This is a genomic window from Mycobacteroides sp. H001 (assembly GCF_001440005.1).
Lineage (GTDB): Bacteria > Actinomycetota > Actinomycetes > Mycobacteriales > Mycobacteriaceae > Mycobacterium > Mycobacterium gwanakae.
The window spans coordinates 720,986-745,788 of record NZ_LJYH01000021.1 but is presented as its reverse complement, the minus strand read 5'-3'; the positions used below and the strand labels follow the sequence as shown (position 1 = coordinate 745,788).

The window sequence follows — 24,803 nt, the reverse complement described above, 5'->3', positions numbered from 1 at the left end:
TTCGGCCAGACTCCTGGTAGTCTCTTCCCTTGCGGCGCTGCTCAGCTGCCCCGGGTCCAATGATCTGGAGGCCGCCGCCCTACCAGACGATTTACCGAAGGACTTAGACGCGTGGCCAATATCAAGTCGCAGGAAAAGCGCATCCGCACCAACGAGCGTGCCCGGTTGCGCAACCAGGCGACCAAGTCATCCCTGCGCACGGCCGTCCGCGGTTTCCGCGACGCGCTCGCCGAGGGTGACAAGGAGAAGGCGGGCGAGCTGCTCGTCTCGACCAGCCGCAAGCTGGACAAGGCCGTCACCAAGGGTGTCATCCACAAGAACCAGGCCGCCAACAAGAAGTCGGCGCTCGCCCTGGCTCTGAACAAGCTCTGATCTAATTTTCCGATCAACGCCGAGCGCGCGAGCGCGCTCGGCGTTTTTCGTGTCTTGAGGCAGCCCCGCGGGGTCAGGTGTTCACCAGCTCGGCCACCTTGCGCACCGCCGATTCCAGTGCGTAGTCGGCATCGGCCGCCACCCCCTTCACATCGGCGTTGAGCGCGGCCACCACCCGGATGGCCTCGGCCACCGCGTCACGCGACCACCGGCGCGCTTGCTTCTGCGCCTTCTCGATACGCCAGGGCGGCATCCCGAGTTCGGACGCGGCCGCGTAGGCGTTCTGTTTGATCGGCCCCACCCGGGCGATGGTGTGCACCGCCTCGGCGAGCGCATCGGCCAACAGCACATGCGGAACGCCCCGCTGCATTGCCCAGCGCAGCGCCTCCGTCGAGCCGGCGACATCACCCACCACCGCCTTGTCGGCGATATCGAATCCGGAGACCTCCGCACGTCCGGAGTGGTAGCGGCGCACCGCGGCCTCATCGACGTTGCCGTCGGTGTCCGATACCAACTGAGAGCACGCGGCGGCTAGTTCACGAATATCGGAGCCGACGGCATCGATCACGATCGCGACCACATCGGCGTCCACCTTCTGCCCCAGGCGGCGGAATTCCTTGTGCACGAAGTCGGCTCGCTCGGCGGCCTTGGTGATCCGCGCGCAGTCGTGAACCGCGGCACCGAGCTTCTGCAACGTGGCGGCGAGCGCCTTCGCACGTCCACCCCCCGAATGTTGAACGAGCAGAAAGGTTCCCGGTGGAAGATCGGCAGCCGCCTGCTCGATGAGGGTGACGGAGTCCTTGCCCGCCTCGGCAGCGGCCTCCACGACGATGACTCTTTCATCGGAGAACAGCGAGGGGCTCAGCAACTCGGCCAGCTCCGCCACGTCGACCTGCCCCGCACGCAGCCGATTGACGGGGATGTCCGCACCCGCCTTACCGCGCACCGCGTGCAGCACCGAGGTCACCGCACGCTCGATCAGTAGTTCTTCGTCCCCCAGGATCAGGTGCAGCGCATCGGTCACCTGACGATCGTCCCATGCCGCGGGGACAGTGAGTGATTAGCACGTACTCCTGTTTGAGCCGAGGAATTCTGGAAACATTACCGACCAGTAGCACTGTTGCTCCCCCACTCAGCGGACAGGATGGCCGGCCAATGACAACGGAGTCTCTGCACATCATCGCTGCTGCCGACGAAGGCGGCGGCGCCGCGCTCGACCAGGTGATCGGCATGTCGGTGGCCGCCACGATCGTCTCGGGCGGCCTGCTGTGGATCGGGTACCTGCACCGCCAGCGACGCATCACCTGGCTCCAGAACCTGGCAGACAAGATCGGCAACAAGTTCAATCGACCACCCTGGGTGGCCCTGCAGATCTGCCTGTTCGTCTCCACGATCGTCGCCGCGCTGTTCGGTTTCATCTGGGACGTCAGCCTGCACATCGGCAAGGGCCGCGACGCGGGCCCGCTGGCCAACCCCGCGCATTACTTCATCCTGTTCGGGTTGTTCCTGCTGTTCATCGCGGGCACGCTGGCGATAGTTCTGCCCTATGACAGGCCCGGTTCGGCGGCGGTGCGCATCACCCGCACCTGGTACGCGCCGGTGGGCGGACTGCTGATGGCGATGTGCGGCCTGTATGCGTTGATCGGGTTCCCGCTGGATGACATCTGGCACCGCATCTTCGGCCAGGACGTCACGCTGTGGGGTCCCACGCATCTGATGCTGATCGGTGGTGCCGGACTGTCGCTGGTCTCCGTGCTGATCCTGGAATACGAAGGCCGCCGGGCCATCGGCTTCAATGCAGATGACGACACCAATTTCGTGAAGTTCTTGCGTTACTTGTCCTTCGGGGGCTTGTTCATCGGGCTGTCGGTGTTCCAGATCGAGTACGACTTCGGTGTCGAACAGTTCCGGCTGGTCCAGCAGCCCATGATGATCGCCGCGGCCGCCGCCTTCGCCGCGGTATGCGCGCGGACCGTGATGGGACGCGGCGCGGCCATCATCGGCGCCCTGCTCGCCATCGTCCTGCGTGCGGCGGTCTCACTACTCGCCGGACCCATCCTCGGCGGACCGACGAGTTGGTTCGCGCTGTATCTCGGGCCGGCTCTGGTCGTCGAACTCATCGCACTGACCCCGCTCATCAAGCGCCCCATCCTGTTCGGCGCCATTGCGGGCCTCGGGGTGGGCACCGCCGGCCTGTGGCTGGAATCGCTCTGGATCGGGGCTGTCTATCGCTACCCGTGGCCACTGAGCATGTGGCCGGAAGCGCTGGCGATGTCGGTGCCTGCCGCCATCGCCATGGGCGTCTGCGGCGCGCTGCTGGGCATGGTGCTCACCGGCCAGAAGCTGCCGAAACGATCGGTGAGCATCACGGCGGTCGTCCTGACGGTGCTGGTGCTGGGTGCCGCGGTGGCCAACGGCCTGCGCACCGAGGTGCCCGAACATGCCACCGCGACAATCACATTGAACGAACTGTCCAACGACGGCGGTAAGCGGATGGTGTCGGCGGACGTGGTGATCAACCCGCGCGACCTCATCAGTGACGATCCCGAATGGGTGACCATTCTGTCCTGGCAGGGCGGACTGGCCAATGATCATGGTCTGGCCATCGACAGGCTTCAGAAGATCAGTGAGGGCCATTACCGTTCGACACAGCCCATTCCGGTGTATGGGTCGTGGAAGACGCTGCTGCGCGTGCAGGACGGCACCACCATGACCGGGGTGCCGATCTTCCTTCCCGCCGATCCCGGCATCGGCGCACCGGAGACACCGGCGTTGACGTCAAGCACCCGTCCGTTCACCCAGGAGCTGACGATCCTGCAACGTGAACGCAACCAGAACCATCCCTCGTGGCTGTTCAACGTGGCATCACTGGTGGTGCTGTTCTGCACGCTGGTGCTCATCGCCGCCTTGAGCTGGGGCGCCGGGCGTATCAATGGCACCGAAACTCGCAGCGCCAGTGACGCATTGCCGACTCCGGATCCCAAGGAGCCGGTGTCTCACGGCCCATGACCGTCGAATACCTGGCCGACCACTCACTGCTGTTGGCGTTGCCCGCGTTCGCACCCGCGGTCGTGGTGGCGGGTGTCGTGATCTGGGTGGCGATGCGAGACCGGCGCCAGGCCGACGAGGACGATCCGCTCGGCGAGGAAGAACACCCCGATTAGGAGGAATCAAGGATGACGATGAGAGCCCTGACCGCGATCACCATCGCAGTGCTGGCGTGTGCCGGGTGCACCACTTCGACGAAGGCACCGGCCACCGACTCCAGTGCGCCGCCGGCACCGCTGACCGTCAGCGTCACCATCAAGAACGGAGTCGTCACGCCAACCAATGCCACGCTGCAGACGCGCGTCGCCGAACCCATCGTGATCCGCGTAGACAGCGATACCGCCGACGAGTTGCACGTTCACTCCACTCCCGACCACAGCTTCGAGATCGAGCCGAAGAGCGGCCAGACGTTCCAGTTCAGCGTCAGTGTGCCCGGAAAGGTCGACGTCGAACTTCACAAACTCAAGAAGACGATCGCGACGATCTCCGTCCAGCCGTGACGGCTGATCGGTCGACGGCGGTACTCGCCCACGGACTCGGCGGTTCGTCCGATCTTCCGATCCCCTACTCCTACGCACTGATTGGCGCGGCGTGGGCGTTGACGTTCACCTTCGCCGTGGTCGCACTGGCCTGGAAAAAGCCCCGGTTCGACGCAAGTCGGCCCGGGCGACCGCTGCCCGACTGGGTCACCGCCGCCGCCGATAGCCCGGTCACCCGCCGGGCCGGCACCGCGCTGGTGCTCCTGGCAATCGCGTGGATCGGTGTGGCCGCGACACTCGGCCCACAGGACGCCATGAATCCGCTGCCCGGTGTCTTCTACGTTCTGCTGTGGGTCGGCGTGGTCGCGCTGTCGCTGCTATGCGGGCCCGCCTGGCGGGTGCTGTCACCCGTGCGCGCCGTGTACCGAGTACTACCGTTCTCCCGACGGCCGCTACCCGCCGATTACCCACAGCGATGGGGATATTGGCCCGCGGCTGCGGGTCTGTACATGTTTGTCTGGCTCGAGCTGGCCAGTGCCGACCCCGGATCGCTTGGTGCGGTGAAGATCTGGCTCGTGGTGTACGTGGCGATAACCCTCGCCGGCGCGCTGGCCTGCGGCACCCGCTGGTGTGCGCGGGCCGATCCGTTCGAGGTCTACAGCATGGTGGCCTCGCGGTTGTCACCGTTGCGGCGCAACGCCGATGGCCGCATCGCTGTCGGCAATCCGTTCGATCATCTGCCGTCACTGCCGATTCGGCCGGGCATCGTGGCGGTGCTCGCGGTACTGCTGGGTTCGACCGCGTTCGACAGTTTCTCCGCCATGCCCGGCTGGCGCGCGTTTGTCGACGAACTCGCCGGCGACTCGACAGTTGCGGCCGTGACGATCCGAACCGTCGGGCTGGCGGTCTTCGTGGCCACCGTTGCCACCACCTTCTGGCTCGCCGCGCGCGCGACCGGCGGCGTCGACGCGTCCACACGCAGCGCTCTGCCGGGCCTGCTGGCACATTCATTGATCCCGATCGTCATCGGATACGTGTTCGCTCACTATCTGACTTATCTCGTGGAGCGGGGTCAGCAGACGCTGCTGCGGCTCGCCGACCCTCTCGGGCGCGGATGGCTCTCCGATGTCGACGTCTCCTACGTCTTGTCGATGCACCCCGCGGTGCTTTCCACTCTCAAGGTGGGATTCGTACTGGCCGGGCACATCGCGGGTGTGGTCGCCGCCCATGACCGGGCGCTGCGTGTCCTGCCCAAGAAACACCAGGTGACGGGCCAGCTCGCGATGATGCTGGTGATGGTGGGCTACACCTTCACCGGGCTGTACCTGCTGTTCGGTGGCTAACGGCCGGCTCATGCAAATCTAAGGCTTTTCTAAGAAATTAAGAGGTTAGTAAGAGTAGGGTGCATCGGGACGAAAGGATCGGCGATGACACCTGACAAGCGGGAACACAGAGATCACGCGGTAGTCCTCGGGGCCGGGATGGCCGGACTACTGGCAGCCAGGGTGCTGTCGGAGTCGTACGAAATGGTCACCGTGGTCGAGCGCGACGACCTTGAGACCGCCGCCGCACGCAGCGGGGTGCCCCAGGGGCGGCACATTCACATGTTCATGAGCTCCGGCACGCAAGGACTGGAGCGGTTGTTTCCCGGAATCCGCGACGAGCTCCAGACCAACGGCGCCACGGTGTGCGACGAGGGTGACCTGTCACGCATCACGATGCTGATCGGATCTCGCGAGATCTTCCCTCGATCAGGGAAGTTCCGCGACCCAGAAACACTGCGGCTCTACCTCGCGACCCGACCGTTTCTGGAAATGCATGTACGGCAACGTGTTCAACGCCTGGACAACGTGAAATTCCTGGACGGCCACGACGTCATCGAGCCGATGACCGAGGGGCATCGCGTGACCGGCGTTCGGGTGGCGCGGCGATCCACCGGCCTGGTGACGACGTTGATCTCGGACCTGGTAATCGATGCCACCGGGCGCACGCCGCGGACCCAAACCTTCCTCGATCGGCTCGGCTACCCCCGGCCGGCCACGGTCCGCATGGAATCACCGGTGACGTACGCGAGCCAACTGCTGCATGTCTCCGACGACACCGACATGGACAAGCTCACCTTCTTCAACCCGGCGCCCGGACGCCCGTACGGCGGAGCCATTGCGCGCTGCGAGAACGGCACCGTGATGCTGACCCTGGGCAAGTTCAATCTGGACGAACCGCCCAGCACTTTCGATGAAATGATCTCTTTTGCAGCACAATTCGTGCCCGAAAGACTCCTGGACACCATCCGCTCGGCGGTACCGATAGGTGATGTGCACGTCTTTAGGTACCGCGAGGCGCTCTGGCGACGCTACGACCAGATGGAGCAGTTCCCCGAGGGCCTGCTGGTGATGGGTGACGCGATTTGCAGTCTGGACCCCATCAAGGGCCAGGGCATGACCATGGCGCTGCTGGAAGCGGTCGCGCTTCGGGACTGCCTCTTCGAGGGCGACGCCCAGCTGGCCCGCCGGTACTTCCGCACCGTCGGTCGGCACATCAACACGGTGTGGCAGCACAACAAGCTATCGGCACCGCTGTTCACCGCAATGCCTGCCGACATCCCCCTCACCCAGCGCGTGCTGTGGAAGCTGACGGCGTGGTGGTCGGACAGGGTCATGATCGCAGCGCGCAACGACATTCAGATCACCGAAACGATTCTGCGTGTCAACAACATGCACGATTCACCGTTGTTGATGCGGCGGCCCGCGTTCCTACTACGGGTACTGCGTCACTGCTGGCGTCGTCACGACACACACGTAACGACGGCACCCGAGCGTCAACTCGTCCTTGCCGGGACGTAGCCCGCGGTGCCCACCGACGAGCGGCTGCCGGCACTACGGCCGGGTGGTGAGGCGGTCGCCGCGTACCGCCTTGTCTACCAACGTATTGACGCACTTCTTCGAGAGCGCGCCCAGATCGCCGAACTGCCTGTGCCCGCATGCCCGGCCTGGACCGTGCGCCAGACGCTCGCTCACCTCGCTGGACTCGCGCAAGACATCGTGTCGTTCAATCTGGAAGGTATAGGTACCGAGGCGTGGACCCGCGCGCAGGTTGATCGCCTGGCAGGTAAGACTATCGATGAGTTGCTCGATCTCTGGAGCGAGGCGATCGACACGGTGATCGAGCGGGTGGGCCAGGATGGACTCGAAGCGCCAGCCGCCCAACTCGTCTTCGATTCCCTCACCCATGAGCACGACATCCGCGGCGCACTCGGGCAACCTGGCACCCGCACCGAGGATCCGGTCTTCGCCGTCGCCCTGGAATTCCTGATGATGAGATTCGACGGAATGGCCCGACAGAACGGGGTGCTGACGCTCATGCTGAACACCCCAACGACCGGTTCCGTACAACTCGGCGAACCCGCCACGGCCACAGATAGACTCACCCTCTCGATTCCGGACTTCGAGGCGCTCCGCGCCTTTGGCGGACGACGTAGCGTGCGACAACTGTCGGCCCTCCCCTGGCATGGAGATCCGGGGGATCTTCTGGCCACCCTCGGTAATGAGTCCATCCGGCCGCCGCGGAACGATCTGATCGAATGACGACCACTCAACCCGACAATCTTGCCGAGATAACCAACGCGAATACGCACAGCGCTGCGGACCAGGCCAACGCTCGAAACCACCTTCGGCGCCACAGCCATACCGAAATACCAAGCAGCACAGCAACCATAATGAAGCCAACCGCTCCCGAGGGCACCGGAACCGCCGTCGATCCACCCGCGGCCGCATAATCGGCGACGCGCAGCAGCCACCATAGTTCCGGGCCACAAAACCGCAGCAGCACACCTGCGGTCGGCGGTGAGATGACGGCAAGCCCCGCAGCTGCGGTGCCGAGGATGGTGATGGGCGCGATCACGCACCCGGCGACCAGATTCGCCGCGATGGACGCCACGCTGACACTTCCCGATATCGCGGCGATCAGCGGTGCGGTAACCACCTGTGCGGCGACCGCGATGCACAACGCGTCGGCCAAGGGCTTGGGCCAGCCCCGCGCGGTCAGACGTAGCGACCAGCGCGGCGCCAACACCACCAATGCGGCCGTGGCGACCACCGACAGGGCAAAACCGATATCGACGGCAAGACCGGGCGACATGGTCAGCAGAATCAAAGTCGTTGCCGCCAAGGCGGGTATCGCTTGTCGGCGCCGCGCAGTCAACACACCGAGCAGCCCGATGGCACCCATTACCGCGGCACGCAACACACTCGGTGAGGGCCTGACGAGGATGACGAAGCCGACCAGGACGAGCCCCGCCAACACCACCGAGGTACGCAGCCCGATCAGCCGTCCCAGCAGCAGCATGGCCCCGCACACGATTGACACGTTGGCCCCGGATACCGCCATCAGATGGGTGAGTCCCGATGTCCGGAACATCGCCACGGTGCCCGCGTCGAGCGCACCGGTGTCCCCGAGCACGAGGGCCGGCAGCAATGCGGCTTGGTCGGCGGGCAGTACAGTTCGCGCCACCTCGACAAATCGATCGCGAACACCATTGGCCGCCCCATGAATTGGTGAGCGATCGATAACCCTGGGCTCTCCCGTGGCGTTGAGCATCGCGACAGTCAGGTCACGGCGGGTGGGGCGCGTGACCACCGCACGCAGCTGTACGGTGTCACCGACGGCCATCGCACCCAGTAGCGACACCGACCCGAAGACGATCACGGGCCCGGCGCTCGGCAGTGCGGGATCCCCCAGTGCGACAAGGTCGGCGCGCAGCATCGCCCGGCCCCCAGCGATCGACCTCGGGTCATCGGAGACCCGCAACTGCACCGCGACAACATGCCCCACACGTGAGCGCAAAGGATGACTCTGCACTCCGTCGCGCCGTATGGCCGCGGCCACCGAGAATCCAACACCGGCAATCAGGACGACGAGCGCCGCACCGGCGAAGGCCTTGTTCAGGCGGTGGCGGGACACGTGCACCGCGAGTGCCCCGACTCCCAGTACGGCAGCACTGAAATACCCTATTGGCCACATGATTCCCGCGGCGGTCGCCGCCCAAGCGGCGAGTGCGGGAGGTACCAGCCGCAGATCCAGGACAGTGTCTTCGGGGTGAACCTCCTTCACCGGATTGGTTTGAGTCACAGCACGACGAGGGCGCGCAGCTTGTCCAGACGCGAGGGGCCTATCCCGTCTACTTCCGAGAGCTGGTCGATGCTGGTGAACTTGCCATGCTCGGATCGCCACCGCACAATCGACGCCGCCATGACCGGCCCCACGCCGGGCAACTCATCCAGCTCGGATTCCGTTGCCGTGTTGAGGTTTACCCGCCCCGGCGGTGCCGCCCCGCTGGCTGCGCTACCGGCAGATGGCGATTGCCCGGCGGCGATGATGGAACTCGCCATCCCCGCGGGCTGACCGGCTGCCGGCGCCAGGCCGACCACTATCTGGTCGCCATCGGCAACCGGCCGAGCCATGTTCAGCGTCACGATATCGGCGCCGTTGGCCGCCCCGCCGGCCGCCGTCACCGCGTCGGCGACCCGTGCGCCGCTGGTCAACGTGACCAGGCCCGGTCTTGTCACCAAACCGGCCACACTGATGACCAACGAACTGGGTGCCGACACAGAACTCGATGAAACCGGTTGCACCGGAGGCAGATGTGCACTCACCGGAGGCGGCGGCTGACGCATCACGGTGAAGACGGTGACCAGCACTGCCAGCACGCCGATGGCTCCCAGGGCGACGACCCCGGCACGACCAGGGTCGGTACGGACGGACTCCAGCCAACTCCGCGCACCGTCTGTCGTCAGTGAATCCGGAAGCCAACGCAACGCGGAATCCGGTTCCGCACCTGTCGCCGCCCCCACGTCGTCGTCATCCTCATCGGGCTCGCGCCCGGGCGGTGCGAGGCGTCGGTGCAGCAGCTCGGAATCCATATCTCGACGCTAGAAAGCGCCCATGCATCCGGCCAGGGATGACGCGCGATCTGTGGATGAATACGGAACTGTGGAAACCGGACGGCGTCAATCCACAGGTTCGGCGCACACCCCGACGGCACCAGGGCCCACATGCACCGCCAGCACCGGCCCCATCTCCGAGATCACCGGATCATGAGCGGTGAGCAATCGCGAGCACACCAGCTCGTTGACCTTCTCCGCGGTTTCGGTGTTGTCGACATGGTGGATCGTCACCGAGACACGGCGCTCCCCCACGAACTCGACGATGTTGTCGACCATCGCGCCGATCGCCTTGGTGGCGGTGCGAACACGCTGCGCCAGCACCAGCTTGCCGTCATCGTCGATCTGCAGCACCGGCTTGAGCGCCAGCGCGGTGCCCAACCACGAGGAGGTGGCGCTGATACGCCCGCTACGCCGCAGATGATCCAGCTTGTGCACCACCATGACGCATCGACTGCGCCCGACCGCATCCCGTGCCGCCTGGTATGCCGCACTCAGATCGGCACCGGCCGCCGCGGCCCGCGCCGCGGCCAGCGCGACGAAACCACTGCCCATCGCGGCCGACCGCGAATCAACGACATGCACGCGATCGCCGTACTCACGAGCGGCCTGTTCGGCAGCCTCGAATGTGCTGGACAGTCTGCCGGACAGATGGACGGCGACCACGCCATCACCGCCGCTGTCGATCAGGGCCTGCCGATACACCTCGCTGAGTTCGGCGGGCGAGGCGCCAGCGGTGGTGGCACGGCCCTTCTCGTACACCGAGGCGGGGATCGGATCCACACCGTCGCGCATATCCTGCTCACCGGTCAACACGTGCAACGGCACTAGCCGAATACCCAGCATGCCGGCATCTTGCGGCTGCAGTCGCGCCCCTGAATCCGTCACCACCACGACCGGCATGGGTCACCGAACCCCAAGCTCGGGCAGCACACTCCGCAATGCGTTGATCATCAATTCGGCAACGCGCTCATGTGCGACAAAGTTCCAGTGGATCCCGTCCGGGTTTCCCCGGCCTGAGAAGATCTCCTCGCCGACGGCCTCCTTGAGGTCCACCACGGGCAGCTCGTGTTCGGCCGCCCAGGTCTGGATCGCGGTCGCGGTGGCTTCCCTGCCGGAGTGCACACGACCGTACGACTCGGCGATGTGCACCGATGGCAGCGAGGCGATCATGGGCAGCCCGGGGCGATTGAAATCGAGTGCACCACGGGTCTTTTCGAGATACTCCACGGTGAGCTTGGGTGGCAGCGCCACCCGGGCGATCGGCGAAAGCCGGGGCTGCAACCAGCCATAACCGTCACGGACCCAGCTCCGCAGCCTCGGTGGACGGATCAATCTGATCGACTCGCGCAGCGCCGTCGGGAGCGGGGACGGCAGCGAATCCATGCCGCTGGTCGCAAAGATGACGGCCCCGGCATGCGGGACCGCCGCCCACGCGCGCGGGTCCTGGATGGCCGCCCACCACACATCCCGGCAGGTCCAGCCGATGCGCGCGATCAGTTCGACATCCCAATCGAGATACCGCCCAACGATATTGGGCCAAATTCTGGGGTCGTCCGCGGGTAGGCCCCCGGTGGGCCCGTAATAGGACAACGAGTCCGCGAAGATCAGTAGCTTCTTACGCCCTGCACCTTCGTCAGAGGACGTCATTGGTCACCTGCGCCGAGGCGTTCCACACATCCAGGCGCCACCGGATGTCCTCGAATCCGGCGCCGTCGGCCGAATGTCCGCCCAGCTGAACCCAGCTCGCATTGCCCATCCCGCCGAGCACCGGCCAATTGCTGACATCCAGCCGCAGCAGTGCGGCGGTCAGCGCAGCGATCAGACCACCATGGGCGACAAGAACCACCGGGTGATCGCGCTCGTCTGTTCCCCATTCCGTCACCGACTCAACAAGTTCGGCTACTAGGGGCACGCTGCGATTGGCCACATCGATGCGGCTCTCGCCGCCGTGCGGCGCCAGCGTCGCGTCATCGCGCCACTCGGCCCGGGCACCGGGGGCAATGGCGTCGACCTCGTGATGGGTCAGGCCCTGCCAATCGCCGAGATGTGTTTCGCGCAGCCGCTCATCGACGGATACCCCCACATGGCAGCGGTCCGCGAGGGCAGTCGCGGTGTCGTACGCCCGCTGCAGATCCGAGGACACAATCACCAGCGGGAGCCTCTTGGCCAGCACCTCGGCCGCGGCCACTGCCTGTGCCCGGCCCAGATCCGAAAGTCCGGTATCCAGCTGCCCCTGCATTCGGCTATCGGCGTTGAAGGTCGTTTGCCCGTGCCGCAGTAACACCAACCGGCGGATCATGCGCCGTCCTCCGCGTCGGCGTCGCCATCGACGGAAAGATCCGCCGGCAACGCGTCCAGGTCCACCGCAATGGTCGGGCAGTCACGCCAAAGCCGTTCCAGTGCATAGTAATTGCGTTCGTCTTCATGCTGGACATGCACCACCACGTCCACATAGTCCAGAAGTGTCCAGCGCCCCTCGCGGCCACCTTCGCGGCGCACCGGCTTCTGTCCGGCCCGACGCAGCACCTCCTCGACCTGGTCGACGATCGCGTTCACCTGCCGCTCGTTGGAGGCGGATGCGATGACGAAACAGTCGGTGATGACCAACTGTTCGGAGACGTCTATGACGACGACGTCGGTGGCGAGCTTGGAGGCGGCGGCCTGTGCGGCCAGCGTCGCCAGCTCAACGGCGTCTGTTGCGGCGGTCATGCGTGGACTCCTCGATCTTCCTTGTTTCCGCCGTAAAGGCGATGTTTGGCGACGTACTGCACCACGCCGTCGGGCACCAGGTACCAGATCGGGCGAGCCTGCCCAGCCCGGATTCTGCAGTCGGTCGACGAAATGGCGAGCGCGGGCACCTCGACGAGCGAGAGGCCGTCGGGCGGCAGCTCGGCATGGGCGATGTGATCGGAGCTCAGTTCGTACCCTGGCCGACTGACCCCGATGAACTTGGCCAAGGTGAACAGCTGCTCCCAGTTCTCCCACGACAGGATCGATGCCAACGCATCCGCACCGGTGATGAAGTACAGGTCCGCATCGGGATGCGCGTCACGCAGATCGATGAGCGTATCGACGGTGTAGGTCGCGCCGCCCCGGTCGATATCGGCCCGGCTGACGGTGAACCGCGGATTCGACGCCGTGGCGATGACGGTCATCAGATACCGGTGCTCGGCGGCGCTGACCTTGCGCCCCTGCTTCTGCCACGGCTGACCCGTCGGCACGAAGATGACCTCGTCGAGCTCGAATCGGTCGGCGACCTCGCTGGCGGCAACCAAGTGACCATTGTGGATGGGATCGAATGTCCCGCCCATCACCCCGAGCCGGCGCCGCTGCACTGAGCCGCTTGCGCCAGGAACGTCGGGGTCAGATTGCACGAATTGCCAGCTTACTGGACCAACTACCGGAGCTAGACCGGCAGCAGGTTGTCGATCACCGTGGCCAGCTGCTTGGCCGATCGGCATTCGTGCATGGCGATGGCGTCCTGGTACCGCGTGGCGGCCGAATCACCGGTTCCCCAGTGGTTCTTGGGCTCGGGGTTGAGCCAATGGGCGTGCCGGCTGGAAGAAACCATCGTCGAGAGCACCTCGACGGCCGGATTGCGGTAGTTGGTGCGTGCGTCCCCCAGGATGAGCAACGCACTGCGCGGGGAAAGGACCGTCGGGAACTTCTCGACAAAGGTCTTGAACGCGTGCCCATAGTCGCTATGCCCGTCGCCGGTGAACACCTGGGCCTCCCGGGTGATCCGCACAATGGCCTCGGCCAGGTCGGTATCGGGCGTGAACAGATGGGTCACCTCGTCGGTGGTGTCGATGAACGCGAAGACACGCACCCGCGAGAACTGCTGACGCAATGCGTGCACAAGAAGCAGCGTGAAATGCGAAAACCCTGCCACCGACCCCGACACATCGCACAGCACTACCAGCTCGGGCCGCGCCGGGCGTGGCTTCTTCTGCACGACATCGATGGGCACACCGCCGGTGGACATGGATTTACGCAGCGTGCGACGCAGATCGATCTGACCGGTGTGCGCACGCCGGCGCCGTGCCGCCAGCCGGCTGGCCAGCATCCGTGCCAACGGGTGCACCACTCGGCGCATGTTGCGCAGCTGCTCCCCCGAAGCACGCAGGAACTCCACGTTCTCGGCCAGTTGCGGCACCCCGTATGCGGTCACGCGCTCGCGCCCCAGCTGTTCGGCGGTGCGACGCTTGGTCTCCGCCTCGACGAGCTGACGCACCTTCGAGATACGTTGTTTGGCAATCGCTTTCGCGACGGCTTCATCCGAGGGTGATGCATCGTCGCCACTGCCGAGCAGGCCCAGCAGCAGCTTGGCCTCGATCTGGTCCAGGGACAGCGACTTCATGGCCTGGTACGCCGAGTACGACGTTCCCCGGGTGGAGTTGTACTTGCCGTAGGCCTCCACGATCTGCGCGATCAACGAATTCAGTGGCAGGTCGCCGGCATCGGAGGCCAACAGGTCCACGAGCTGATCACGCACCTGATCGATGTCCTGAATATCAACGCTGTCGTCGTCGACCTCGACGAAACGGGCGCCGAGCGCGGGCGGGAACCACAGGTCGAACAACACATCGAATGTGGGCCGGTGATCGGCGCGGCGCAGCACCGCACATGCCAGCCCTTCGCGCAGTTCCGTGCGGCTCTGCAGCCCCAGCACCGTCATGACTCGGCCCGCGTCCACCGTCTCCGACGGACCCACCGAGATGCCTTGTTCGCGTAACGCTTCCACGAAACCCACCAGATGACCCGGCAGACCGTGCGGCGCCAGGGGCAGCACCACCTTCGCGGGCTTACGCGCGGGCATTAGTGCCGTCTCTTCTTCGCTCGAGCGCTCATCAGTTCAGCCTCAGCTCTCCCGCGGCCCGCTGCTGGTCGGAGTGATGTTTGAGAATCACGCCGAGCGTCGACGCGATGACGGCGTCGTCGAGGGTGTCCAGGCCGAGCGCCAGGATGGTGCGCCCCCAGTCGATGGTCTCGGCCACCGAGGGGACCTTCTTGAGCTGCATGTTGCGCAGCACACCGATGATGCGCACCAGCTCCTCGGCCAGCGCGGCCGGCAGCTCGGGCACCCTCTTGAGCAGGATGCGCCGCTCCAGTTCGGCATCGGGAAAGTCGATATGCAGGAACAAGCAGCGCCGCTTGAGGGCCTCGGAAAGCTCGCGGGTGGCGTTGGAGGTCAGCAGCACGAAGGGCTGCCTGCTGGCCTTGATGGTGCCCAGTTCGGGAACAGTGACGGCGAAGTCGCTGAGCACCTCCAAGAGCAGGCCCTCGATTTCGATATCGGCCTTGTCGGTCTCGTCGATGAGCAGAACCGTCGGATCCTCGCGGCGGATCGCCGTCAACAGCGGCCGTGAAAGCAGGAACTCCTCGGCGAAGACATCGGTCTTGGTCTCATCCCAGTCACCGGATCCGGCCTGGATACGCAGAATCTGCTTGGCGTGGTTCCACTCGTACAGGGCACGTGCCTCGTCGACACCCTCGTAGCACTGCAGACGCACCAGACCCGAGCCGGTGGTCTGTGCCACCGCCCTGGCCAATTCGGTCTTGCCGACACCCGCGGGGCCCTCCACCAGGAGGGGCTTGCCGAGCCGGTCGGCAAGGAATACCGCTGTCGCCGTGGCAGTGTCGGCAAGGTATCCGGTCTCGGCCAGCCGGGCGGCCACGTCGTCGATGCTGCTGAACATCGGCGCGGTCTGCGTTCGGTCCACTCGTACTCCAGGTGTTAGGCGGGGCGGATCTGACCGTCTCCGAGGACGATCCACTTGGTGGTGGTCAGTTCGGGCAGCCCCATGGGGCCACGGGCATGCAACTTCTGGGTGGAGATGCCGATCTCGGCACCGAACCCGAACTGCTCGCCGTCGGTGAACGCGGTGGAGGCGTTGACCATCACGGCCGCGCTATCGACACGGTCGGTGAACTCCTGGGCCGCACCAAGATTCGCGGTGACGATGGCATCGGTGTGGCCGCTGGAATGCCGCTCGATGTGACGGATCGCAGCGTCAAGGTCATCGACGACGGCGGCCGCGATATCCAGGGACAGGTATTCGGTGTCGAAGTCCTCCGCCGTCACCGGAACAACACCCGGTACCGCAAGATCGGCGTGAACCGTGACCCCGGCGGCCTGCAGTGCGCCGACCAGTCGCGGCACCGCGACCTCGGCGATGGTCCGGTCGATCAGAAGCGTCTCCGCGGCGTTGCACACGCTGGGCCGACGGGTCTTGGAGTTCAACAGGATGCGCTCGGCCAGGTCGAGATCGGCATCGGCATGCACGTACACGTGGCAGTTACCGACCCCGGTTTCGATGGTGGGCACCTGCGCGTCACGGACCACGGCATCGATGAGACCCGCTCCGCCGCGCGGAATCACCACGTCGACAAGGCCGCGGGCCTGGATGAGGTGGGTCACCGTCGCCCGGTCCCGGCTGTCGAGCAGCTGCACGGTATCGGCGGGCAGCCCACTGGCGATCAGCGATTCACGCAGCACCCGCACGAGTTCGGTATTGGAGGTTGCGGCCGAGGAGCTGCCACGCAGCAGCACCGCGTTGCCCGACTTGAGCGTCAAGCCGAATGCGTCGACCGTGACGTTCGGGCGCCCTTCGTAGACCATGCCGACCACCCCGAGCGGCACTCTGACCTGACGCAGCCGCAATCCATTGGGCCGGGTGGAGCCCCGCAGCACCTCCCCGACGGGGTCCGGCAGGCCCGCGACCTGACGTAGTCCCTCGGCAATACCGACGATCCGGCGATCGTCCAGCGCGAGCCGATCAAGCATGGCCTCACCGATACCGGCATCGCGTGCACGCCGCAGGTCATCGGCATTGGCCGCGATGATCGAGGCGGTGGCACCCACGATCGCGTCGGCCGCCGCCAGTAGTGCGGAATTCTTGGTATCGGCGGTCAGCCTGGCCAGGTCGCGGGCCGCGACCCGTGCCCGCCGGGCGGCATCATGAACGTCCGCGCGCAGATCCGTGGCGACGCCGGAGACGTCCGCCGTGGGTGCGGCCAACTCGTTGGTTGAAACGCTCATCGTGTCAGGGTATCCGGGTGCCCGAAATGTAGCTGCGCCAGGACTAGCCTAGTCGGGTGACTGAGTTAGCCACGGTATGTGTCCTCGGCAGCGTCAATATGGATTTGACGTTGCGGGTGGAGGAGCTGCCCGCCCCGGGCGCGACGGTGCTGGCGACGTCGGCCCTGCCCGCCCCGGGCGGTAAGGGCGCCAATCAAGCCGTCGCCGCGGCGCGCGCGGGCGCCTCGGTGCAGTTCATCGGCGCCGTGGGCTCTGACGGTGCCGCACCGATGCTGCGATCTCACCTGGCAGACAACAACATTGGCCTCGACGGGCTCGTCGAAGTCGACGGGCCCAGCGGAATGGCCGCCATCACCGTGGAGGACTCCGGCGAGAACAGCATCGTGGTGGCCCCCGGCGCCAACAGCGCGTTCACCTTGGACGAGAAGCTGCACAAGGACATCATCTGTTCGCACGATGTGTTGCTGTGCCAGCTGGAGATCCCGGTGCAGGTCGCGCTGACAGCGGCACGGTGGGCCGCCGAGGCCGGAAAGCAATTCGTACTCAACGCCTCGCCAGCCCCCGTGCGCTCACCAGACCTGGCCGAGCTGGCCTTTCGTGCGAGTGTGGTCGTCGTCAACGAGACCGAGGCCAAATCCTGGCTGTACCCGTCGCGGCACCTGGTGACCACGCTGGGCGACGAGGGATCGCGCTACCGCAGCCCTCAGGGTGAGATCACGGTTCCGTCGTATCCGGTGCGCCCCCTGGACACCACCGGCGCCGGCGATGTGTTCGCCGGTGTGCTGGCGGCCTGGTGGCCGCACGGAGCCGAGACGGCACTGCGCCGGGCCAATGTTGCCGGTGCACTTGCGACCCTGCGGTCGGGCGCCGGGAACTGCGCGCCGTCGGCCGCCAGGATCGAGCTGTCGCTCAAGGGGTCCTAGCCTCAGCGGACCGTCAGCACGGGGTTGCAGTAGCGCCAGGCGTCACGCTCGTAGGTCAGGTACCAGTCGGAGGTGGTGGTCTTGGGCGCGTCGTTGCCCCACACCGACGACGTGGTCACCGTCGCCGTCGCGTTCTTGGCCTCGATGACGTTGATCTTGTCGATGTTGGTAACTGTCAGGTGCGCGTTCTCGCGCACTACCTGCACCGATGCCTGCCGGAAGGCGGCGGCGTCTTTGCGCTTGGCGGCGTCGAGCAATTGGTCGAGGGTCCCCTGCGAGAGCTTGGGGAACTTGGCGTACAGGTCCGACGGCTTGACGAAGTCGTCCCAGGTGGGGATTCGCGACTCGTTGTTCGCCATTTCGCGATCGCGATACTTATCGCAGGTCAGGTCACCGATCTTGTTGGTGTCGACATCGTTGTAGGCCTTTTCCCAGGCCCGCACATGTTCTGTCACCGCGTCGCGGTTGGGTGCCGCATCGGCAATGGGGGCGACGAAAGTTGCCAGTGCGGCAGCCGCTGCGGTGACGACGAGCGTGCGCTTCACGGTTCCCTCCCCTGGTTGGCAGTACTTCATGACGTTATCGCCGCAGGACACCGGGTCCGTTACGTGTGGGCTAGGCACCGCCGGTCGGCGGCGCGCAGTCCAGCCACTTTCCGTCTTCCTTGACGTACTTGACGGTCTGCTTCTCCTCGGAAGGTGTCTTGTTCCCGGAGGTGGTGGTGATCGTGATGTCCGCGGTGGCCTGGTCGCCCTTGACTTCGATGTTCTGGACATCGGTGACCTTGACCGTGATGAGCGATTTCAGCAGATTGCGCATCGCCGCTTGATACGCCTGCTCATCCTGGGCGACGAGGCTGTCGACCACGGCGTTGATGACATCTTGCGGCACCGTCGGGAACTTCTGGGCCAGCAACCCCCGCAACGCATCGCCCGCACCGGGCACCGTGGCGATCTCAGGCGGTGCGATTTCGCTCATGGGCGGGATGGGCGGTCCGCTCTGGGCGGTCGCGTCCCGATACTTGGCGCACTTGGTCTCGGCCAGCTTCGCGAAGTCAAAGCTGGCGGTGTAGGTGTTCTGCTGCGCAATCAGCGCCTTGATCTGATTCTCGTCGCGCGCGGTCGCGAGCGCCTCAGCGTTGGGCTGACCGTCTCCGTCCACCGTTTGCGTACACCCCACACCACCGAACAACAGTGCCACCAACAGCACCGCTCCGGTCCATCTCCGGCAAACCATGACAACCCTCGCTCGTATCGCCCACTCGTCTCCGAGCTAATTTCTATCAGTACAGATCAGCTCGTGCACCCTCACCGAGCAAACTTACCAGTGAATACGGTGCGCGGATCGTGCTCATGGGCGCCCCGACCGAGCGGGAGCTTCTTAGCCCTCGGCGCCGGTTAGAGCCTCCAGCAGAGGCTCATCGTTACCGATCGCAGTCTCAGTCTGCGTCGCTTCGGGTGTGCAGTCCTTCCAGAAGCCGTCCTCGTGCACGAACTTCCTCGGCTCGTTCCCGCGTCCTACGGTGTTACGGAACGCGATGGTCGCCTTGGCGGTATCGCCGGTCACCGTCACCTTGCTGACCTTGAAGGTCAGGTGCGCGAAAGTCTCCACCCAGAAGCGGTGCCAGGCCGCCGACAACGCCTGCTGGTCCTGGTTGTCCACCGCGGTCACAAAGTCCTCGACGGCGGTATCCGAGGCGAGCGGGAACACCTCGTGAACCTTCGCGCGCAGCTTCTTGAGGTTGGCCCCCTCCAACCGGCCGACCTCCGGCGGGGTGAAGGACTGCTCCCAATCCGATTCGATCTTGTCCCGGACATCGGCGCAGAAGAACGACGCGTACTGGATCGCATCTACCGCCTGCAATGCCGAAAGCCGTCCGGCGGTGACATCCCGGATCTCGGTCTCATCGGCCGGCGCGGCACTTGCGACGGCGGTCTGTGCGACCAGCCCGATGGCTACGAAAAACGCGGCCAACCATGTGAAGACGCTCCTTGACACGATCATTGTCCTCCGATCTGGAATTTTCTGGTCCCTATCCCGCGGCACGCACATCGTCGATCGCACCGAGAAGCCCTTGGGGCGCTTCGCCCTTCAATGACGGCACCGCCGAGTCGGATTCGGCGGGAGGCGCCGTGCAGTCCTTCCAGTCGCCGTCCTCGCGAAGGAACTGCCATTGGACTGTGCCCGAGGCCCTGCCCAATCTGGCTTGAACCGTCACGTCCGCCTGGTCGCCGGTGATCTCCACCTGTCGCACCCGATAGGAGTAGTGGGAGAACTCTTCCCGAAGAATCCCCAGCCACGTCCGGTGATACGCGTCGCGGTCGCCGTCGGCGACGGCGTCGACGAAAGCATTGATCGCGGCATCCGACACCGACGGGAAGTTCTTGCGCAGCACCGACGTCAAACGCTTCGAGTTGGCGCCCTCAAGGTCCTCAAAAGGCGGCGGCGTGATGTTGCGTTGCATCCACGCTTCGTATGCGTCGCGGTGCTCGGCGCAGAAACTCTGCGCGTAGGCGGCAGGATCGAGCGCGCGCAGCGCGGTCAGCTCGGCGGCGACAACCTGCCGGATCTGGCTTTCGTCCGTCGATGTCGCGGCGGCAACTGCCGGCGGGCTCAGCACTCCAAGCACGAGTGCCACCGCACTCACGAATCCGGTGAATCGCCTAGCCATCGATAGCCTCCCCAAGCTGTGAACCAGCTGACAAGTTCTATCAGGCGCGGTTGCGATGCGCCACTCTTTGGAGCAAATGCGCGAAGCGCTCAGGTGACGAGGTCGTCGGCGTGTACGGCCGGGCGCCGCAGGTCCTCGGGCAGCTCACCGCTGGATCGGCCCAGCATGGTCGCCAATTCGGCCGCGTCATAGGCCACCACGCCACGGCCGACCATGGCGCCCCCGGCATCGCGAAGTTCGACGACATCGCCGCCGTGGAAACGCCCGGATACCTCGGTGATCCCGGCGGGCAGCAACGAACGTCGTGAGGCCACCACCGCGCGTACGGCGCCCTCGTCCAGGGTCAGCGATCCGGTCGCCTCGGCCGCGTACCGCACCCAGAACTTGCGCGACGACATGCGTTGCGGTCGCGCGGCGAAGACCGTTCCGCAGGAGCCGTCCCCCAACGCGGCCGCCGCCTCGGTCGCCGAAGCCAGCAGCACCGGGACACCGGCGTCGGCGGCCAGCAGCGCCGAGGAGAGCTTCGAGGCCATTCCTCCGGTGCCACGGGAACCACCCGGCCCGGCGATCACACCGTCCAGATCTTCCGGGTCGGCTACCTCAGAAATGAAGCGGGCGTTCCCTTTTCGAGGATCAGAGTCGTAAAGCCCGTCGATATCGGAGAGCAAGATGAGCGCGTCGGCACCTACGAGATGGGCGACGAGCGCCGACAGCCGATCGTTGTCACCGAAGCGAATCTCGTTGGTGGCCACGGTGTCGTTCTCGTTCACGACAGCGACCGCGTGCAGCGCGCGCAGCTTGTCGAGCGTGCGCTGCGCGTTGGTGTGATGCACGCGCATCGAAATGTCGTGCGCCGTCAACAGCACCTGGCCCACGGTGCGCTGATAGCGCGCGAACGCCGCGCTCCAGGCACTGATGAGCGCAACCTGTCCCGCGCTGGCCGCCGCCTGCTTGGTCGCCAGATCTGTTGGGCGCTTGGTCAGTCCAAGCGGAACCATGCCGGCCGCGATAGCTCCCGAAGAGACGATCACCACATCGGATCCGGCCTTCATCCGGCCCTCGATGGCCTCGACGAGGTATTCCATCCGGTCGGCACTGAATGTCCCGGTCGCATCGGTGAGGGCAGCGGTGCCGACCTTCACCACGACGGTGCGTGCCGCCTGAATTGCCTGGCGCGCGTGCACACCTGTGGTCACTCCGGCTCCACCTGCCCGCGGCGTACCCTCCGGGCCTGTCGGCGCTCGGCCGCGCCCACACGGTCGGTCTTGTCGATACGGGCATCGGTGCCGCGCCCACTCATGGTCACATCGACACCCGCCGGGGTCTGTGGCTCCCAGTCAAAGGTCATATCGCCGATGGTCACCGCGCAGCCGGGCTGTGCCCCCAGCTTGAGCAGCTTATCTTCCACTCCCAGGCGTGCCAGCCGGTCACCGAGATAGCCGACGGCCTCGTCGTTTTCGAAGTTGGTCTGACGGATCCAACGCTCGGGGCGCACTCCGCGGACCACGAACCCACCGGGGTTCTGCGGGTCGGGAGTCACCGAGAAGCCACTCTCGTCGACCGGGATAGGCCGAATGACGGGGCGGGTCTTCACCGGCGCGGGCTGTGCCGCACGGGCCGCCTCGATCATCTCCCACAGCGCGAAAGTCAACGGACGCAATCCATCACGGGTCAGCGTCGACACCTTGAACACCGGCCAACCACGCTTGGAGACCTCTTCGGTGACGAAGTCGGCAAGCTCAGCAGCTTCGGGCACGTCAACCTTGTTGAGCACCACCGCACGAGGCCGGTCGGCCAGATCACCCAGCACAGAATCAGCTTGCAACGTCGGCTGGTACCGCGCCAACTCATTTTCCAGGGCGTCGATATCGGAGACGGGGTCGCGGCCCGGTTCCAGTGTCGCGCAGTCGACGACGTGAACCAGCACCGCGCAGCGCTCGATGTGCCGCAGGAACTCCAGACCCAGTCCGCGGCCGTCGGCAGCGCCGGGAATCAAGCCGGGGACATCGGCCATCACAAAGGAGTGCTCACCAGTGGTGACCACGCCCAGGTTGGGCACCAATGTCGTGAACGGATAGTCGGCGATCTTTGGCTTGGCCGCCGAAAGGACCGAGACAAGCGAGGACTTACCGGCCGACGGAAATCCGACCAGCCCGACATCGGCGACGGTTTTTAGTTCGAGGGTGAGATCGGCTTCGGCACCGGCCTCACCGAGCAGGGCAAATCCGGGGGCCTTGCGGGCGCGGGACGCCAATGCGGCGTTCCCCAATCCGCCCCGGCCACCAGCCACCGCGTCGAAACGTGTACCGGCCCCGACCAAGTCGGCGAGGATACGGCCGTCATCGTCGAGCACCACGGTGCCGTCGGGCACCTTGAGAATCAGGTCGTCGCCGTTGGCGCCGCTGCGGTGGCCACCCATGCCCTGCGATCCGTTGGGTGCCTGCACGTGCGGATGAAAGTGGAAGTCCAGCAGGGTATGCACCTGCGGGTCCACTTCCAGAATTACGCTGCCGCCGCGACCGCCGTTACCGCCGTCAGGCCCGCCGAGTGGTTTGAACTTCTCACGGTGCACCGAAGCGCAGCCGTGACCACCGGTACCTGCCTTGGCATGGATGACAACGCGGTCAACAAAACGAGGCATGAAGCCTCCTTCACACTGTTCTGTGTCCGGTCATACACCGAACACAGAACACCAATTAAGCGTCGACCGGGAGGATGTTGACGACCCGGCGACCACGGCGAGCGCCGAACTCGACGGTGCCCGCGGAGGTCGCGAACAGGGTGTCATCGCCGCCACGCCCGACATTCACGCCCGGGTGGAAGTGGGTGCCGCGCTGACGGACCAGGATCTCGCCGGCCTTGACGAGCTGGCCACCGAACCGCTTGACGCCGAGCCGCTGTGCGGCGGAGTCACGACCGTTGCGCGAGCTGGACGCGCCCTTCTTGTGTGCCATGTGTCAGACGCTCCTACTTGATTCCGGTGACCTTGAGCACGGTCAGCCGCTGACGGTGACCCTGCCGCTTGTGGTAGCCGGTCTTGTTCTTGAACTTGTGGATGCGGATCTTCGGGCCCTTGGTGTGCTCGACGATCTCGCCGGTCACCGAGACCTTGGCCAGCTTGTCGGCGTCGGTGGTGACGGTGGCGCCGTCCACGACCAGGGCGACGGGCAGCTGCACCGAGGAGCCGGGCTCCGACTCGATCTTCTCGACCTTGACCAGGTCACCAACGGCAACCTTGTACTGCTTGCCGCCGGTCTTGACGATTGCGTAGGTCGCCATCGTTGCGTCTACCTCTGCTCTGCTGTTCGGACGCGCGCAACCAGGTCGGCTGACGCATCTGGATCGTGGGGTGGGCCCGCTCGGTTGTTCCACTGGGCCACATGCCGCGGGCCGGAAGCCTCGCGACAACTGCTCAAGGCTACGTGACCAGCGGGCTAAGGGTCAAACCGACACCCTCCGTGCAGCGCTCTCGCAACCCGTTCGGACTCTCACGGGCCGTGATCGGAACTACACTCACCTCACCGAGCCCGGGATGCCGCTGATCAGCCTATAGGTCAGCCGGCGATCAGCTCCCCTGAGTGCGGAGGTAATGACGGTGCGCACGATCCGGCCCTATCTCTCGGCCGCCCTGGTGGCAGCCCTGCCCGCATTGAGCCTGACCGCGGCACCGCCCTCCACCGCCGACTGTGTGAACGCCAACGGCACCACCTTGTGCGCACAAGGCGATGTGCGCGGTGGTGGCAGCACCACATCGTCGACGCCGTATGTCCCCTACCCCTGCGAAAACGACTGGTACTGCGACAACTGGGGAATGGACGTCATCCTCGGATCCGAATACAGACCCCCCACCGTCAATCCGTCGCCACCGCCCGATTTCGGGCGCCCCGGCCGACCGGGAGGCGGTGGCGGAGGAGGCGGCATCGTCGGTCCACGTTGATCAATATTGTTCTCGCAGTGAAGAATTCGATTGCAGAGGAGTCGCAATGACAGCATGGACCGCGGGCAGGGCAGCCGTGGTGGTACTCGGCGGGGTCGCCGCGCTGGCGCTGGGCGGACCCGCCATCGCCGCGGCCGATCCACCCAACTGCACCGCCGCCGACATGGCAGGTGTCGCAACGGGCGTATCGGCGGCCACGTCGACATACCTGTTCACACACCCCGACGTGAACGAGTTCTTCACGAATCTCAAGGGCCAGCCCAAGGACCAGGTCCGCGACAAGGCACGGCAGTACCTCGACGAAAACCCGCAGGTCAAGGCGGACCTACAGGAGATCCGTCAGCCCCTCGGTGATTTCCGGGAGCGCTGCAAGTAGTCGCAGGCCTGGG

General features: G+C 65.5%; 29 protein-coding genes. 10 read left to right on the top strand and 19 right to left on the bottom strand.

Annotation, left to right across the window (positions count from 1 at the left end; translation table 11 throughout):
* Positions 1 to 111: 111 nt before the first annotated feature.
* A complete protein-coding gene (rpsT, locus tag AOT83_RS05680; protein WP_030095153.1) occupies positions 112 to 372 on the top strand; it encodes a 30S ribosomal protein S20 in 261 nt (86 codons plus the stop codon).
* Positions 373 to 445: 73 nt separating this feature from the next.
* Here the strand turns inward: rpsT and holA are convergent, their stop codons facing one another.
* Positions 446 to 1,396 carry a DNA polymerase III subunit delta gene (holA, locus tag AOT83_RS05675; RefSeq protein WP_057964959.1) on the bottom strand — a complete coding sequence of 317 codons (951 nt, stop codon included), beginning with the start codon at positions 1,394 to 1,396 and terminating at the stop codon, positions 446 to 448.
* A gap of 131 nt (positions 1,397 to 1,527) precedes the next feature.
* Between holA and AOT83_RS05670 the strand changes: the two genes are divergently transcribed.
* From AOT83_RS05670 to AOT83_RS05650, 6 genes are all read left to right on the top strand, one after another.
* Positions 1,528 to 3,381, top strand: coding sequence for a hypothetical protein (locus AOT83_RS05670; RefSeq protein ID WP_057964960.1), 1,854 nt, complete (start codon positions 1,528 to 1,530; stop codon positions 3,379 to 3,381).
* Positions 3,378 to 3,536: a hypothetical protein gene (locus AOT83_RS27270; protein WP_044104331.1), complete on the top strand. Its 159-nt coding sequence runs from the start codon at positions 3,378 to 3,380 to the stop codon at positions 3,534 to 3,536. Before AOT83_RS05670 ends, AOT83_RS27270 begins: the two co-directional genes overlap by 4 nt.
* Positions 3,537 to 3,548: 12 nt before the next feature.
* A complete protein-coding gene (locus tag AOT83_RS05665) occupies positions 3,549 to 3,920 on the top strand; it encodes a hypothetical protein (RefSeq protein WP_044104329.1) in 372 nt (123 codons plus the stop codon).
* On the top strand, positions 3,917 to 5,242 hold the full coding sequence (locus tag AOT83_RS05660) for a hypothetical protein (RefSeq protein ID WP_057964961.1): 1,326 nt from the start codon (positions 3,917 to 3,919) through the stop codon (positions 5,240 to 5,242). The genes AOT83_RS05665 and AOT83_RS05660 overlap by 4 nt, the downstream gene beginning before the upstream one ends.
* 84 nt (positions 5,243 to 5,326) lie before the next feature.
* Entirely contained in the window at positions 5,327 to 6,742 is a 1,416-nt protein-coding gene (locus AOT83_RS05655; protein ID WP_057964962.1) for an FAD-dependent monooxygenase, read from the top strand.
* Between the two features lie 6 nt (positions 6,743 to 6,748).
* Complete coding sequence (locus AOT83_RS05650; RefSeq protein ID WP_057964963.1) at positions 6,749 to 7,483, top strand: maleylpyruvate isomerase N-terminal domain-containing protein; 735 nt, start codon at positions 6,749 to 6,751, stop codon at positions 7,481 to 7,483.
* A gap of 7 nt (positions 7,484 to 7,490) precedes the next feature.
* Here AOT83_RS05650 and AOT83_RS05645 read toward each other — a convergent pair whose 3' ends face one another.
* The 10 genes from AOT83_RS05645 to AOT83_RS05600 all read right to left on the bottom strand — a co-directional run bounded on the left by AOT83_RS05645 (position 7,491) and on the right by AOT83_RS05600 (position 16,883).
* A complete protein-coding gene (locus AOT83_RS05645) occupies positions 7,491 to 8,918 on the bottom strand; it encodes a ComEC/Rec2 family competence protein (protein WP_081343714.1) in 1,428 nt (475 codons plus the stop codon).
* Positions 8,919 to 9,022: 104 nt separating this feature from the next.
* Positions 9,023 to 9,817, bottom strand: coding sequence for a ComEA family DNA-binding protein (locus AOT83_RS05640; protein WP_057964964.1), 795 nt, complete (start codon positions 9,815 to 9,817; stop codon positions 9,023 to 9,025).
* Between the two features lie 87 nt (positions 9,818 to 9,904).
* Positions 9,905 to 10,741 carry a DegV family protein gene (locus AOT83_RS05635; RefSeq protein WP_057964965.1) on the bottom strand — a complete coding sequence of 279 codons (837 nt, stop codon included), beginning with the start codon at positions 10,739 to 10,741 and terminating at the stop codon, positions 9,905 to 9,907.
* Between the two features lie 3 nt (positions 10,742 to 10,744).
* Positions 10,745 to 11,488 (bottom strand): diglucosylglycerate octanoyltransferase, encoded by a 744-nt coding sequence (octT, locus tag AOT83_RS05630; RefSeq protein ID WP_030095143.1) that lies wholly within the window; start codon positions 11,486 to 11,488, stop codon positions 10,745 to 10,747.
* Positions 11,475 to 12,140 (bottom strand): glucosyl-3-phosphoglycerate phosphatase, encoded by a 666-nt coding sequence (gpgP, locus tag AOT83_RS05625; protein ID WP_057964966.1) that lies wholly within the window; start codon positions 12,138 to 12,140, stop codon positions 11,475 to 11,477. The genes octT and gpgP overlap by 14 nt, the downstream gene beginning before the upstream one ends.
* A complete protein-coding gene (gene rsfS, locus AOT83_RS05620; protein WP_030095141.1) occupies positions 12,137 to 12,550 on the bottom strand; it encodes a ribosome silencing factor in 414 nt (137 codons plus the stop codon). Before rsfS ends, gpgP begins: the two co-directional genes overlap by 4 nt.
* Entirely contained in the window at positions 12,547 to 13,176 is a 630-nt protein-coding gene (nadD, locus tag AOT83_RS05615) for a nicotinate-nucleotide adenylyltransferase (RefSeq protein ID WP_256364560.1), read from the bottom strand. Before nadD ends, rsfS begins: the two co-directional genes overlap by 4 nt.
* A gap of 71 nt (positions 13,177 to 13,247) precedes the next feature.
* A complete protein-coding gene (locus AOT83_RS05610; protein ID WP_057964967.1) occupies positions 13,248 to 14,660 on the bottom strand; it encodes a VWA domain-containing protein in 1,413 nt (470 codons plus the stop codon).
* A 31-nt stretch (positions 14,661 to 14,691) separates the two neighbouring features.
* The gene (locus tag AOT83_RS05605; protein WP_057965166.1) at positions 14,692 to 15,540 is read right to left on the bottom strand and encodes a MoxR family ATPase; all 849 of its coding nucleotides are present in this window, start codon (positions 15,538 to 15,540) and stop codon (positions 14,692 to 14,694) included.
* 38 nt (positions 15,541 to 15,578) lie between these two features.
* Positions 15,579 to 16,883: a glutamate-5-semialdehyde dehydrogenase gene (locus AOT83_RS05600; RefSeq protein ID WP_057964968.1), complete on the bottom strand. Its 1,305-nt coding sequence runs from the start codon at positions 16,881 to 16,883 to the stop codon at positions 15,579 to 15,581.
* Positions 16,884 to 16,939: 56 nt separating this feature from the next.
* On the opposite strand from AOT83_RS05600, the gene AOT83_RS05595 reads away from it, so the two are divergent.
* Complete coding sequence (locus AOT83_RS05595) at positions 16,940 to 17,806, top strand: ribokinase (RefSeq protein WP_075907706.1); 867 nt, start codon at positions 16,940 to 16,942, stop codon at positions 17,804 to 17,806.
* A gap of 2 nt (positions 17,807 to 17,808) precedes the next feature.
* Here the strand turns inward: AOT83_RS05595 and AOT83_RS05590 are convergent, their stop codons facing one another.
* The 8 genes from AOT83_RS05590 to rplU all read right to left on the bottom strand — a co-directional run bounded on the left by AOT83_RS05590 (position 17,809) and on the right by rplU (position 23,756).
* Positions 17,809 to 18,351 carry a hypothetical protein gene (locus AOT83_RS05590; RefSeq protein WP_030095135.1) on the bottom strand — a complete coding sequence of 181 codons (543 nt, stop codon included), beginning with the start codon at positions 18,349 to 18,351 and terminating at the stop codon, positions 17,809 to 17,811.
* A 70-nt stretch (positions 18,352 to 18,421) separates the two neighbouring features.
* Entirely contained in the window at positions 18,422 to 19,015 is a 594-nt protein-coding gene (locus AOT83_RS05585; RefSeq protein WP_030095134.1) for a hypothetical protein, read from the bottom strand.
* 171 nt (positions 19,016 to 19,186) lie between these two features.
* Complete coding sequence (locus tag AOT83_RS05580) at positions 19,187 to 19,804, bottom strand: hypothetical protein (protein ID WP_125911111.1); 618 nt, start codon at positions 19,802 to 19,804, stop codon at positions 19,187 to 19,189.
* 34 nt (positions 19,805 to 19,838) lie between these two features.
* Complete coding sequence (locus AOT83_RS05575) at positions 19,839 to 20,477, bottom strand: hypothetical protein (protein WP_030095132.1); 639 nt, start codon at positions 20,475 to 20,477, stop codon at positions 19,839 to 19,841.
* Positions 20,478 to 20,566: 89 nt separating this feature from the next.
* Positions 20,567 to 21,673 (bottom strand): glutamate 5-kinase, encoded by a 1,107-nt coding sequence (proB, locus tag AOT83_RS05570; protein WP_057964969.1) that lies wholly within the window; start codon positions 21,671 to 21,673, stop codon positions 20,567 to 20,569.
* On the bottom strand, positions 21,670 to 23,118 hold the full coding sequence (gene obgE, locus AOT83_RS05565) for a GTPase ObgE (protein WP_030095130.1): 1,449 nt from the start codon (positions 23,116 to 23,118) through the stop codon (positions 21,670 to 21,672). Before obgE ends, proB begins: the two co-directional genes overlap by 4 nt.
* A 55-nt stretch (positions 23,119 to 23,173) precedes the next feature.
* Positions 23,174 to 23,431 carry a 50S ribosomal protein L27 gene (gene rpmA / locus AOT83_RS05560; RefSeq protein ID WP_030095129.1) on the bottom strand — a complete coding sequence of 86 codons (258 nt, stop codon included), beginning with the start codon at positions 23,429 to 23,431 and terminating at the stop codon, positions 23,174 to 23,176.
* A gap of 13 nt (positions 23,432 to 23,444) precedes the next feature.
* On the bottom strand, positions 23,445 to 23,756 hold the full coding sequence (gene rplU, locus AOT83_RS05555; protein WP_030095128.1) for a 50S ribosomal protein L21: 312 nt from the start codon (positions 23,754 to 23,756) through the stop codon (positions 23,445 to 23,447).
* Positions 23,757 to 24,072: 316 nt separating this feature from the next.
* Between rplU and AOT83_RS05550 the strand changes: the two genes are divergently transcribed.
* Together AOT83_RS05550 and AOT83_RS05545 are read left to right on the top strand one after the other, a co-directional pair.
* On the top strand, positions 24,073 to 24,414 hold the full coding sequence (locus AOT83_RS05550) for a hypothetical protein (RefSeq protein WP_109394431.1): 342 nt from the start codon (positions 24,073 to 24,075) through the stop codon (positions 24,412 to 24,414).
* A 46-nt stretch (positions 24,415 to 24,460) separates the two neighbouring features.
* Positions 24,461 to 24,790, top strand: a complete 330-nt coding sequence (locus tag AOT83_RS05545) for a heme-binding protein (RefSeq protein ID WP_057964971.1) — start codon at positions 24,461 to 24,463, stop codon at positions 24,788 to 24,790.
* Positions 24,791 to 24,803 lie beyond the last annotated feature (13 nt).

Bases quoted from the DNA above. Each gene is read 5' to 3' on its own strand.
- AOT83_RS05600 (WP_057964968.1), bottom strand. From the start codon at position 16,883: ATGAGCGTTTCAACCAACGAGTTGGCCGCACCCACGGCGGACGTCTCC.
- AOT83_RS05610 (WP_057964967.1), bottom strand. From the start codon at position 14,660: ATGCCCGCGCGTAAGCCCGCGAAGGTGGTGCTGCCCCTGGCGCCGCAC.
- AOT83_RS05670 (WP_057964960.1), top strand. From the start codon at position 1,528: ATGACAACGGAGTCTCTGCACATCATCGCTGCTGCCGACGAAGGCGGC.
- AOT83_RS05640 (WP_057964964.1), bottom strand. From the start codon at position 9,817: ATGGATTCCGAGCTGCTGCACCGACGCCTCGCACCGCCCGGGCGCGAG.
- octT (WP_030095143.1), bottom strand. From the start codon at position 11,488: ATGACGTCCTCTGACGAAGGTGCAGGGCGTAAGAAGCTACTGATCTTC.
- rpmA (WP_030095129.1), bottom strand. From the start codon at position 23,431: ATGGCACACAAGAAGGGCGCGTCCAGCTCGCGCAACGGTCGTGACTCC.
- AOT83_RS05645 (WP_081343714.1), bottom strand. From the start codon at position 8,918: ATGTGGCCAATAGGGTATTTCAGTGCTGCCGTACTGGGAGTCGGGGCA.
- gpgP (WP_057964966.1), bottom strand. From the start codon at position 12,140: ATGATCCGCCGGTTGGTGTTACTGCGGCACGGGCAAACGACCTTCAAC.
- AOT83_RS05605 (WP_057965166.1), bottom strand. From the start codon at position 15,540: ATGTTCAGCAGCATCGACGACGTGGCCGCCCGGCTGGCCGAGACCGGA.
- AOT83_RS27270 (WP_044104331.1), top strand. From the start codon at position 3,378: ATGACCGTCGAATACCTGGCCGACCACTCACTGCTGTTGGCGTTGCCC.
- obgE (WP_030095130.1), bottom strand. From the start codon at position 23,118: ATGCCTCGTTTTGTTGACCGCGTTGTCATCCATGCCAAGGCAGGTACC.
- AOT83_RS05575 (WP_030095132.1), bottom strand. From the start codon at position 20,477: ATGGCTAGGCGATTCACCGGATTCGTGAGTGCGGTGGCACTCGTGCTT.
- AOT83_RS05635 (WP_057964965.1), bottom strand. From the start codon at position 10,741: ATGCCGGTCGTGGTGGTGACGGATTCAGGGGCGCGACTGCAGCCGCAA.
- AOT83_RS05655 (WP_057964962.1), top strand. From the start codon at position 5,327: ATGACACCTGACAAGCGGGAACACAGAGATCACGCGGTAGTCCTCGGG.
- AOT83_RS05545 (WP_057964971.1), top strand. From the start codon at position 24,461: ATGACAGCATGGACCGCGGGCAGGGCAGCCGTGGTGGTACTCGGCGGG.
- rsfS (WP_030095141.1), bottom strand. From the start codon at position 12,550: ATGACCGCCGCAACAGACGCCGTTGAGCTGGCGACGCTGGCCGCACAG.
- rplU (WP_030095128.1), bottom strand. From the start codon at position 23,756: ATGGCGACCTACGCAATCGTCAAGACCGGCGGCAAGCAGTACAAGGTT.
- AOT83_RS05665 (WP_044104329.1), top strand. From the start codon at position 3,549: ATGACGATGAGAGCCCTGACCGCGATCACCATCGCAGTGCTGGCGTGT.